12 protein-coding genes are annotated in these 11006 nt (G+C 64.8%); 4 read left to right on the forward strand and 8 right to left on the reverse strand.

Annotated elements, in window-relative coordinates; genetic code table 11:
* Window positions 1–243: 243 nt before the first annotated feature.
* The 3 genes from leuD to loiP form a co-directional block, all read right to left on the reverse strand.
* On the reverse strand, window positions 244–894 hold the full coding sequence (gene leuD / locus EYW47_RS02760; protein ID WP_133193336.1) for a 3-isopropylmalate dehydratase small subunit: 651 nt from the start codon (window positions 892–894) through the stop codon (window positions 244–246).
* A gap of 13 nt (window positions 895–907) precedes the next feature.
* A complete protein-coding gene (gene leuC / locus EYW47_RS02765) occupies window positions 908–2317 on the reverse strand; it encodes a 3-isopropylmalate dehydratase large subunit (RefSeq protein ID WP_133193337.1) in 1410 nt (469 codons plus the stop codon).
* A 270-nt stretch (window positions 2318–2587) separates the two neighbouring features.
* Window positions 2588–3349, reverse strand: coding sequence for a metalloprotease LoiP (gene loiP / locus EYW47_RS02770; protein ID WP_133193338.1), 762 nt, complete (start codon window positions 3347–3349; stop codon window positions 2588–2590).
* Window positions 3350–3682: 333 nt separating this feature from the next.
* Here loiP and EYW47_RS02775 point away from each other — a divergent pair, with 333 nt between their 5' ends.
* The 3 genes from EYW47_RS02775 to EYW47_RS02785 all read left to right on the forward strand — a co-directional run bounded on the left by EYW47_RS02775 (window position 3683) and on the right by EYW47_RS02785 (window position 5633).
* The gene (locus tag EYW47_RS02775) at window positions 3683–4702 is read left to right on the forward strand and encodes a TerC family protein (RefSeq protein ID WP_133193339.1); all 1020 of its coding nucleotides are present in this window, start codon (window positions 3683–3685) and stop codon (window positions 4700–4702) included.
* Window positions 4703–4858: 156 nt separating this feature from the next.
* A complete protein-coding gene (locus EYW47_RS02780) occupies window positions 4859–5167 on the forward strand; it encodes a TFIIB-type zinc ribbon-containing protein (protein WP_133193340.1) in 309 nt (102 codons plus the stop codon).
* Window positions 5168–5222: 55 nt separating this feature from the next.
* Entirely contained in the window at window positions 5223–5633 is a 411-nt protein-coding gene (locus EYW47_RS02785) for a tellurite resistance TerB family protein (RefSeq protein WP_133193341.1), read from the forward strand.
* 155 nt (window positions 5634–5788) lie between these two features.
* On the opposite strand, the gene EYW47_RS02790 is transcribed toward EYW47_RS02785, so the two are convergent.
* The 4 genes from EYW47_RS02790 to EYW47_RS02805 form a co-directional block, all read right to left on the reverse strand.
* Window positions 5789–6445: a response regulator transcription factor gene (locus EYW47_RS02790; protein WP_133193342.1), complete on the reverse strand. Its 657-nt coding sequence runs from the start codon at window positions 6443–6445 to the stop codon at window positions 5789–5791.
* A 48-nt stretch (window positions 6446–6493) separates the two neighbouring features.
* A complete protein-coding gene (locus EYW47_RS02795; protein ID WP_133193343.1) occupies window positions 6494–7822 on the reverse strand; it encodes a sensor histidine kinase in 1329 nt (442 codons plus the stop codon).
* A 182-nt stretch (window positions 7823–8004) separates the two neighbouring features.
* Window positions 8005–8499 carry a hypothetical protein gene (locus tag EYW47_RS02800; RefSeq protein WP_133193344.1) on the reverse strand — a complete coding sequence of 165 codons (495 nt, stop codon included), beginning with the start codon at window positions 8497–8499 and terminating at the stop codon, window positions 8005–8007.
* A 266-nt stretch (window positions 8500–8765) separates the two neighbouring features.
* The gene (locus EYW47_RS02805) at window positions 8766–9614 is read right to left on the reverse strand and encodes an alpha/beta fold hydrolase (RefSeq protein WP_133193345.1); all 849 of its coding nucleotides are present in this window, start codon (window positions 9612–9614) and stop codon (window positions 8766–8768) included.
* Window positions 9615–9915: 301 nt separating this feature from the next.
* On the opposite strand from EYW47_RS02805, the gene EYW47_RS02810 reads away from it, so the two are divergent.
* Window positions 9916–10380, forward strand: a complete 465-nt coding sequence (locus EYW47_RS02810) for a VOC family protein (RefSeq protein ID WP_133193346.1) — start codon at window positions 9916–9918, stop codon at window positions 10378–10380.
* Between the two features lie 144 nt (window positions 10381–10524).
* Here the strand turns inward: EYW47_RS02810 and EYW47_RS41615 are convergent.
* Window positions 10525–11006, reverse strand: a 482-nt coding sequence (locus EYW47_RS41615) for a citrate/2-methylcitrate synthase (protein WP_276322922.1), incomplete at its 5' end; no start/stop codon positions are given.

Below are 11006 nucleotides of genomic sequence, written 5' to 3' on the forward strand. Positions count from 1 at the left end.
CCCGTGGTGACAGACGCCCCGGAGCCACTCCGATATAAGGTTAGTGGTCCACTGCGTCACACTAGCGGTTTGAGCGGCTTTCTTTTGCCTACTTTTCTTTGCCGCTGCAAAGAAAAGTAGGTGCCGCCCCGCACAGGGGTAACACTAATAGACCGACACGAATACAAGGAAATGCCAAAGCCCTGTAACCCGCGCCGAAAAGCACCGACCCTACATCACCCCACCAAAATCTCAAACAAACACTTAGATAACGCGATTCTTCAACCAAGGCTGGCGCGCAAGCCGCTCGGCCTCAAACTGCCGAATCTTGTCAGCGTGCCGCAGCGTCAGCCCAATATCATCAAAACCATTCAAGAGGCAATAGCGCCGAAACGCAGCCACTTCAAACGGATACTCCTTAGCGCCATCAGTCGTGCGCACGACCTGCTTATCCAGATCGACGGTCAGCTGAAAGCCATTGAACGCATTCGTTTCGTTGAACAGATGATCGACATCCGCCTCGGAGAGCACGATCGGCAGCAGCCCGTTCTTGAAGCAGTTGTTATAGAAAATATCAGCAAAGCTCGGCGCAATGATCGCGCGAAAGCCATACTGATCGAGCGCCCACGGCGCATGCTCACGCGAGCTGCCGCACCCGAAGTTCTTGCGCGTGAGCAGAATCGACGCGCCCTGATAGCGCGGCTGGTTCAGCACGAAGTCCGGGTTCAGCGGGCGCTTCGAGTTGTCCTGGCCAGGCTCCCCGTGATCAAGATAACGCCACTCATCAAAAGCATTCGGCCCAAAGCCAGTGCGCTTGATCGACTTGAGAAACTGCTTCGGGATGATCGCGTCAGTGTCCACGTTCTCGCGATCGAGCGGCGCCACGACGCCAGTGTGTACGGTGAATTTTTCCATGATCCGTGTAGCCTCAGGCCAGCTTGCGAATGTCGACGAAGTGCCCTTCGATTGCCGCGGCAGCAGCCATGGCCGGGCTCACGAGGTGCGTGCGTCCGCCCGCGCCCTGGCGGCCTTCGAAGTTGCGGTTCGAGGTGGAGGCGCAGCGCTCGCCCGGCTCCAGCCGGTCGGCGTTCATCGCGAGGCACATCGAGCAGCCAGGCTCGCGCCATTCGAAGCCCGCTTCGGTAAACACCTTGTCGAGCCCTTCGCGCTCGGCCTGCGCCTTCACGAGACCCGAGCCCGGCACGACCATCGCCAGACGGATGTTCGACGCCACGCGGCGGCCAAGCTTCTTCACGACGTAAGCGGCGGAGCGCAGGTCTTCGATGCGCGCGTTCGTGCACGAGCCGATAAAGATCTTGTCCGGCTTGATCGATTCGATCGGCGTGTTCGGCTCGAGCGCCATGTACTGCAGCGCACGTTCCATGGCATCGCGCTTGACCGGGTCCTTTTCGCGCTCGGGATCGGGCACGCGGCCGTCGATCGAGGTGACCATTTCCGGCGACGTGCCCCAGGTCACCTGCGGCACGATGTCGGCAGCGGTGAGCTCGACCACACGGTCGAAGTGCGCGCCGTCGTCGGTGCTGAAGGCCTTCCAGTACTCAACCGCCTGATCCCACTCCACGCCTTGCGGCGAGAACGGACGACCCTTGAGGTAATCGATCGTGGTGTCGTCCACGGCGACCATGCCCGCGCGCGCGCCGGCCTCGATCGCCATGTTGCACACGGTCATGCGCCCTTCCATGGACAGGCCTCGGATCATCGAGCCGCCGAACTCCATGGCGTAGCCCGTGCCGCCCGCCGTGCCGATCTTGCCGATGATGGCGAGCACGATGTCCTTCGCGGTGCAGCCGCGCGGCAACTGGCCCTCGACCTTCACGAGCATGTTCTTGCTCTTCTTCTGCAAGAGTGTTTGCGTGGCCAGCACGTGCTCGACTTCCGACGTGCCGATGCCGTGCGCGAGCGCGCCGAACGCGCCGTGCGTGGAGGTGTGCGAATCGCCGCAGACGATGGTCATGCCCGGCAGCGTGGCGCCCTGCTCCGGCCCGATGATGTGGACGATGCCCTGACGCAGGTCGTTCATCTTGAACTGCGTGATGCCATAGGCGTCGCAGTTCGCATCGAGCGTGTCCACCTGGAGCTTCGAGACCGGGTCGGCGATGCCGTGGCTGCGGTCGGTGGTGGGCACGTTATGGTCGGATACGGCCAGGTTCGCGCTGAGGCGCCACACCGGGCGCTCGTGCAGCTTCAGGCCTTCGAAGGCCTGCGGACTGGTGACTTCGTGCAGCAGATGACGGTCGATGTAGAGGAGCGTCGTGCCGTCGTCTTCCGTGTGGACCACATGGGAGTCCCACAACTTGTCGTAGAGCGTCTTTGCCATGATATGCGGGGATTGAATGACTTCGTGTGACTGCGGGGGCGTTGCGTTGTGAATCGATTATGCCACGCGAAATGCGCCGCCCGCACCGCCTCTGGCGAAAAAAAGCGATAAAAAACAGGGAGTTGGGTGGTAGTGGCGATACCTGTATCGATGTTACCCGGCGAGCGGCGCGAGCGGTTCTCGCCCGCACCGTGCCGCCCGCGCGCAGGGAAACCCTTGTTTTTCCGGCCATTTTTCCGGCCGGTCCCGCGAACCATTGCGGCAGCCTCGTCAGCCTTCCTTCTTGATCCGGTTCTGGATGTGTTCTGCCCGGCTCGGCGAAGACGGATGCGAACTCATCATCGAGTTCTGGCCACCGTCGAGAGCCGCGAGCTTCTGGAACGCCGTGACGAGACCGCGCTCATTCATGCCCTTCTTCTTCAACAGATCGAAGGAGTAGTCGTCCGCCGCACGCTCCTGGGACTGCGAAAACTGGGCGTTAATGAACTTCTCGGTCAGGTCGCCGAGCTCTGACGTGCTCAACGCTGTCGCAACCGAGTTGCCCGTGGCGCCCACAGCCGTTCTGGCCGCGCTCACGGTATAGGCCGTCTGCATGGCCTTCTTCGAATGGCCTAGCGCGACGTGTCCCATCTCGTGCCCAATCACGCCACGGAGTTCGTCGTCGGTCATTGCGTCCATCAAGCCGCTATAGACGCGCACGCAGCCGTTTGCCATGGCCCAGGCATTGATGTCCTTCATCACATAGACCTTGTAGTCGATCTTCTGTCCGTTCAAGGTCATGTCGCCGAAGCCGCTCATCACGCGCGCGAGCCGCGTTGCATACGCGCTGCCCGGCGCCGCGACCTGAGACTTTGCATCGCTCGCCTGGCAGGCCTCGTTCGAGACCGCCACGATGTCGCTATCCGAAAGCGTTGCGGCCTTGAGCAGCGTCGATCCTGCGGAAATCGCGGCATTGGGATCGATATTTTGCAGGCCAGCGCAGGCACTCAGTGCCACGACGAGACCACCGGCAATACCAGCTTTGATAGCCATCGTTCTCATAGCCATCCTTTCATGTTGAAAGGATGGGAATTTAGCATTGCGCAATTCGTAGATAACCCGGGAGCGAAATTTAGCGTCCCCGTCTGGATCCATATCAATGATTGCGGCATGCCATAAGGCGGCAAATTCTGCTTCGCCCAGTCAAATCGCAACGCACTGCGCAGCGGCACTCGCGTCCGGAAGGAAGCCTTTCAAACGCGTGCCACCCCCTCATTCGCGCCTCATTCTTCGTCGTTACGCTGCCGTTTGGGCCAAGGCCCAAACGCTCATCGCCAGGCGCGATGCTCCTCAACGCACCACAACGCCACGACAAGGACCCACTCCATGCTCCCGCCGCTTTTCACCGCCAGCTTCCTCGGACAGCCTGTCTGGCTCTGGGCCGCCTTCCTCGCGGTGGTGATCGTGCTGCTGGCGCTCGATCTCGGCGTGCTGCATCGCGACGACCGCGAAATCGGCATTCGCGAAAGCCTGTGGCTCTCGCTCGGCTACATCGCGATTGGCGTGCTGTTCGGCGGCTTCATCTGGTGGCAGCTCGGCGCACAGCCCGCCACCGAGTACCTCACCGGCTATCTCATCGAAAAGTCGCTCTCGCTCGACAACGTGTTCGTGATCGCGTCGATCTTCGGTGCGCTCGCCGTGCCGCGCGTGTACCAGCATCGCGTGCTGTTCTGGGGCATCGTCGGCGTGCTGGTGCTGCGCGCGATCATGGTCGGCCTAGGTGCGACGCTCGTCGCGCAGTTCGAGTGGATGCTGTTCGTGTTCGGCCTCTTTCTCGCCGTGACCGGCGTGAAAATGCTGCTCGGCTCAAAAGAAGCGACGAACGAAAGCGCCGACGAAAAAGCCGGCGTGGAAAACAGCAAGACGCTGCGCCTGATCCGCCGCGTGCTGCCCGTCACGCCACGGCTCGAAGGCGGCGCGTTCATCGTGCGGCGCGCGCACCCGGTGACCGGCAAGCTCAAGGGCTTCGCCACGCCGCTGCTGGTCGCGCTGCTGATGGTCGAATTCGCCGATCTGATCTTCGCCGTCGACTCGATCCCGGCGATCTTCTCGATCACCACCGATCCGTTCATCGTCTACACGAGCAACATTTTCGCCGTGCTCGGCCTGCGCGCACTGTTCTTCGCGCTCGCGGCAATGGCGCACCGCTTCCACTACCTCAAGCATGCGCTCGCGCTCGTGCTGGTGTTCATCGGCGCGAAGATCTTTCTCGTGGGCATCGTCGGCAAGATTCCGCCGCTGCTGAGCCTCGGCGTGACGGTGACGCTGCTCGCGGGCGGTGTCGTAGTGTCGCTCATCAAGACGCGTGCGCATGAGAGCAAGCGCGGCAGCCTGGGGACGCCGTGACGGGCGTGGGGACGCGCCCGTGCGCCTTCCTCATTCTTCGCTCATTTTTCTCTGCGAGGATGAATTCCATCGCGGCCACACCGGCTCGGAGTCAGTGCCAAAGCACTGACTCCGGCCTGCAGCTGAAGCACTAACCCTGTCTGACTGGAGCGCATCATGAAATGCCCGAACTGCCCTGACACCACGCTCGCGATCTCGGAGCGTCAAGGCGTCGAACTCGACTACTGCCCGCAATGCCGCGGGGTCTGGCTCGAGCGCGGCAAACTCGACCGGCTGATCGAACGCGCGGCGGCCTCCAGCGCCGCCGAAGCACGCCGCCTCGACGACGGCTATGGCGGGCAACCCGGCGCGCAACAAGGCTCGCGTCACGGCGCGCGCCAGGACGACCACGGTGCGCGACGCAACCACGAGCGCAACAACGGTGAACGCCGCCCCAAGTCGTGGCTGCGCGACCTTTTCGACTGAACGCCTGCTCACGCTGCGCGTGTTCCCTGCAACGATCTCTCGACCCCACTCGAACATGCGAACCTACACCAGCAACAGCCCGCAGGCCGCGGGCCGAATCGTCGCCATCGCCCTGCTCGCCGACGGCCATCTGAGCGCCAGCGAACTCGCCGCCGTGCATCGCGCGCGCATTGCGGACCGGCTCGGCCTCGCGCCCGGTGAATTCGGCACGATCCTGCAAGACCTTTGCGAAGACTTGCTCACGAACGCGCATCTGAACTGGAGCGACGCCTGCAAGCTCGACTCCGGTGTGATGCAGCAGGTCATGCGCGAGCTGGAGGATCCGGCGCTGCGCGCCGAGGTGCTCAGCCTGTGCCTCGTTGCGGTCCACGCGGACCGCCATCTTGCGGATAGCGAGGCCGAGCTCGTCAGCGCGCTCACGAGCGCATGGCGCGCACATCCTTGGCAACGATTGCTGGCGTCTTGAGCGCTCAATCGCGACACAAAAGCACCGCAGTCATAGACCTCAGTTTTGGCGCGCGCGATGGCGCTCCCCTCCGCTACGCGCGCCGCGCGGCGAGCATCGCGCTCGCCGCGTTTTTTCTTTACGTTTTTTCCTTGTTGCGATTCGCGCGCCGACGCTCAAACGCACACCGCCCAGCCGAGGCCCCGGACGTTGCGAATGACCGCGTGGCCGAACTTGCGCCGCACGCTGTAGATCACCGCGTCCACAGCGTTGCTCTCCACCTCCTCGCCCCAGCCATAAAGCCGCTCTTCGAGCTGCTGGCGCGAAAGGATCGCGCCGGGCCGCTCCAGCAGCGCGAGCATGAGTGCGAACTCGCGCGCCGAGAGATCGTCGGACTCGCCGTCGAAGCTCAAACGCCGCGCGTTCATGTCCAGCGTCACGCGCGCGCTGCCCATCGTCGATGAGGCGAAGCCCGACTTGCGCCGCACCACCGCGCGGATGCGCGCGAGCAGCTCCTTGCTCTCGAACGGCTTGACGAGGTAGTCGTCGGCGCCGAGATCGAGGCCCTCGACGCGCGTATCCACGTCGTCCTGCGCGGTGATGATGATGACGGGCGTGGCGTCGTTGGCCGCGCGCAGGCCGCGCAGCACGTCGAGGCCGCTCATGTCGCCGAGGCCCAGATCGAGCAGGATCGTCGTGTACGAGCCGTCGCGGATGGCCGCGCGACCGTGCTCGCCCGTGCGCACCCAGTCGACGCTATAGGAGGCATCCTTCAGCGCCCGCAGCAGCGCGGGCCCGATCAGCAGATCGTCTTCGATCAGCAGAATCCGCATCGCTCAGTTTTCCTCATTATCCTTGTGCGCTTTTCAGTGCGTGTCGTTTCAGGCAAGTGGCAGCTCGATGCGCGCGACGATGCCCGTGCGGCCATCCACGCGATTCTCGAGCGTCACGCGGCCGCGATAGCTTTGCGCCAGCGCCTGCGCGATCGCGAGTCCAAGGCCGCTGCCTTCGGCGTCGTTGCCGCCGGCGCGAAAGAAGCGGTCGAACACGCGCGGCAGGTCTTCCCCGGCAATGCCGGGGCCGTCGTCGGTCACTTCGATCGTCACCGTTTGCGCCTCGCGGCGCACCGTCACGTCGACGCATCCGCCGGAACGCCCATAGCGAACCGCGTTGTCGACGAGATTGCGCACCAGCACGCGCATGTCGGCTTCGGTCGCGCGCACGCTCGCGTCATCCAGACGCTCGACGCCCAGATCCACGCCGCGCGCATCGGCGAGCGGCAGCAGGTCGGCGAGCACCTCGGTCACGAGCTGCGGCAACGCGACGTCGGCGCGCGCGCGCTGCCCGCCGCCGATCTCCGCGCGCGCGAGGCCGAGCAATTGCGACACGAGCGAGCCCGTGCGCGCCACGCCGCGCCGCAGCTCGTCGAAGCGTTCGTGGTACTGATCGGGCGGCGCGGCGCGCAGATTGTCGATCTGCAATTGCATGGCCGAAATGGGTGAGCGCAGCTCGTGCGCCGCGTCGGCGATGAACTTGCGCTCGGCGTTCACGAGCACCGAAAGGCGCTCGATCATGCGGTTGATCGACTCGACGAAGGGCCGCAGCTCCACGGGCGCCTTCTGCGCGTCGAGTGGCTTGAGCTCGTGCAGATCGACTTTCGCCGCGCGCCGCCCGATGCGCTCCAGCGGCCGCAGCGACAAGCGCACCGTCACGGCGATCGTCAGCACGAGCAAAGGCAGCAGCGCGAGCACCGGCAGCAGGCTCCAGAACGCCACGCGCAGCGCGTTGCGGTTGCGCATGGTGCGCGATTCGGCAACCTGGATCTGCTCGTCGCCGGTGGCGAGCGCGAAGACGTCCCATGCCTCGCCGTCGTATTGAATCGAAGAGAAACCCGCCTGCGCGCGCGGCAGCGCGATGTCGGGGTCGCTGGTGCGCCCGGGTGCGGCGAGGTCGTGCGCGGACCAGATCTGCACGACGAGGTCATCCGAAGGCAGGCGCACGCCGTTGGGCTCGCGGCTCGGCTCGCCATGGCGGTGCGGCACGCCGGATTGCACGTGCGCGGCGGCGTCGCGCAGGCTCGAGCTGAATTCGCTCGCGAGACTGCGCACCACGAGAAACGTGCCGAGCGAGCCGAGCAGGCCGACGAGAATCGCCAGCGTGCCGATGGCGATGCTCAGACGGCGGTGCAGGGAATGCGCGGCGAAAAACATGGAGCGGCTCGAGAATTTGGGCGCGTTCCATCATAAAGGATTCGCCGTGATCCGCCGGCGGCGGGCCGCCATTCACGGACGGTGGCCGCGCGTCGCGGCGCGCCACCGCGCAGCGCAAATCGGCGGCGCGGATCGCGCGAAGGGCGGCGCGAGCCGCCCCTGGAGCCGGCGGGAACCGCTTTCTAGCGGTGGTGGCCGCCGCCCATGCTGCCCATGCCGCTCCACACGGTGCCGCCATGCACGCCGCCGAAGCCGCCATGACCACCGCCGTGGAAGGTGCCGCGCACGCCTGTCATCCGCATGCCGGGGCCGCCCGCATGGACGTGATCCATGTGATGAAAGTGATGGAAACGGTCGACGAACACAACCGACGCGCCTACGAAGAACGGCGGCCATACGCCGTACCAGGGCGCGCCGTAATAGTCGACGGGACCCTGCCACGCCGGATAGACCAGCGTGCCGTTATCGCCCTGCACGATCTGCCAGCTGCCGTCGGGCTGGAGGCATGCGACGCCGCTAATCTGCTGCGGCGTGCCGTCGATATCCGCGGTGCCGATGACCGTGCGGCAGACCGGCCCGTCCGCTATCGGCATGTCCGCTACCGGCTGGGACGCCACCGGCGTCGTGCAGCCTGCCAGCGCGACGCACAGCAAGCCTGTGAAGGAAAGTTTGCACATGATGCCGCCCCTCGCGATGGACCGACTCTGCGGCGCGCGATGCGCGCCGGCGCCGTGTAGACCCCATCGATACGCCTTGCACGAGGCGTGCGCCGAGGCGTTGAGATGACGCCCGCGCGCACGTGTCATCTGCAAAACGAGGCGTGCGGCATGGCTATTCCTGATGCCGCGCCCGAGCGTTCCGCGCCCCGTTTACTAGCTGTTTCCGCGGTATGTTTTTGTTTCCGCCGACATTCCGTTCGGGCCGCACGCGTCAAGCGGATAGCTCATGCCTGGCATTGCCTGGCGAATGCGGCAATATCCGCACACACGCGCGCAGCCTGGTTCAGGTACATGCCATGCGTGCCGCGTTCGTAGACTTTGAGCACGGCGTGCGCAAGCAGCGCCGCGGTGGGCCCGCCGGTCAGCTCGAGCGGCGCCGAAGCATCGCTGTCGCCGTGCAGCACGAGCGCGGGCACGTCGATCTGCGCAAGCTCGCGGCGAAAATCCGTCGAGGTCTGCACGCGGTTCAACTGCGCCGCCGCATACAGCGAGGCGCGCAGCATCATGTCGGTGGTCCACTGGATCACTGCGCGCGACGTGCCGGGCTCGAAATAGGCCTCGGCGCGCCGCTCGATCCAGTCGGGAAATGACGTCAGCATCTCGTCGAGCGAGGCGGCAAAGAGGCTTGCGTCGAGGCCATTGGGGTTGTCGGCGGTCTTGAGCAGATAAGGCGTCGAGGCCGGCGAGAGCAGCACGATGCCCGCCACGCGCCGCGCGCCGTGACGGCTCAGGTAGCGCACGATTTCGCCGCTCGCGAACGAGTGCCCGACGAGCGTCGCTCCCGAGAGATCGAGCGCGTCCAGCACGGCCTCGAGATCGTCGGCGAGCGTGTCGTAGTCGTAGCCGCGGCCCGGGTCGCTCGAGCGCCCGTGCCCGCGCCGGTCATACGCCACGCAGCGAAAGCCCGCGTGTGCGAGCGGCACGCTCTGGTAGTGCCACATGTCGGCATTGAGCGTCCAGCCTGACATGAAGACGAGCGGAGCGCCGGCGCCCCAGTCGCGGTAGTGCAGCGCGGTATCGTCGTTCACGCGGATAAAGCCGGGCGGGCTCGCAAGACGCGGATCGTGGTTCATGGTGGTCGCTCCTTTCGTTCGTCGCACTAGTTCATGGAGTTGCTGCCTGGTGGATGAACGTCATGGTCGGCGAACGCGTGAGCACTGGCGATTACCCCACAGGTAATGAAGCGGGCGTATTCTACGGACGCTTAAGTAGCTGTGGCGCAGGGCCCGGGCGCAGCGCATGCAGGCCGCGCGCAAACGACTTGCGGCAGTGCTAGATTGGTCGCTCGCGTAGCAACGCGCTCCTCGCGCGGCTTCGCATGGAATCGGACCAGGTGCCAAAGCACCCAGTCCGATCGCAACCCAGGAGACGATCATGAGCAGCACCTCTGAACGCCCGGCCTTCGGCGCCGCCATCTACTACCGCGATCCGTTCGCCGCGCTCGACTGGCTGGAAAAGGCGTTCGGCTTCACGCGCCAGTTCGTCGTGACCTCGCCGGACGGCAAGCTCTGCCATTCGGAGATGCGCTTCGAAGACGGCTACGTGATGATTTGCGGCGAGTGGCCCGGCATGCCCGCCACGAGTCCCGCTTCGCTCGAGGGCAAGAACACGCAGTCGGTGCACGTGCAGTTGAAGCGTGACCTCGACGCGCATTGCGAGCGCGCACGCGCGGCGGGCGCGAAGATCGTGCGCGAGCCCGACGACCAGTTCTACGGCGACCGCGTCTACGTGGCATGCGACCCGGAGGGCCACCTCTGGAGCTTCGGCCAGACCGTGCGCGATGTATCGCGCGAAGAGGCCGAAAAGGCGAGCGGGCTGAAGATCGACGGGTGGATTTGAGGCACGCAGTCAGCCGCCTGAATACCCAGGCCGCAACGAGAAACGCCCCGACGGGCGAAACCCGTCGGGGCGTTTTTGTATCGCTCAGTTTCGTCCTCACGCGGCGCGCAGAATCGCGCGCACCGCGTGGCACGACAGCATGGCTTAGCGCTGCGAAACCGGCTTGGCTTCGCGCGGCGTTTCGCCGACGAAGAGCTGACGCGGACGGCCGATCTTCTGCTCGGGGTCGGCGATCATTTCGTTCCACTGCGCAATCCAGCCCACCGTGCGCGCCATCGCGAAGATGCAGGTGAACATGGACGTGGGGATGCCCAGCGCGCGCTGCACGATGCCCGAGTAGAAGTCGACATTCGGGTACAGCTTGCGCGACACGAAGTATTCGTCTTCCAGCGCGATCTTCTCGAGCGCCATCGCGAGCTTGAACAGCGGATCGTCGTGCAGGCCCAGTTCCTCGAGCACTTCGTGGCACGTCTCGCGCATGAGCTTCGCGCGCGGATCGTAGTTCTTGTAGACGCGGTGGCCGAAGCCCATCAGCTTCACACCCGAGTTCTTGTCCTTCACCTGCTTGATGAACTCGGGGATGTTGTCGACCGAGCCGATCTCTTCGAGCATGTTCAGCGCGGCTT

This window comes from Paraburkholderia silviterrae (assembly GCF_004353915.1).
In the GTDB taxonomy this organism is placed as follows: domain Bacteria; phylum Pseudomonadota; class Gammaproteobacteria; order Burkholderiales; family Burkholderiaceae; genus Paraburkholderia; species Paraburkholderia silviterrae.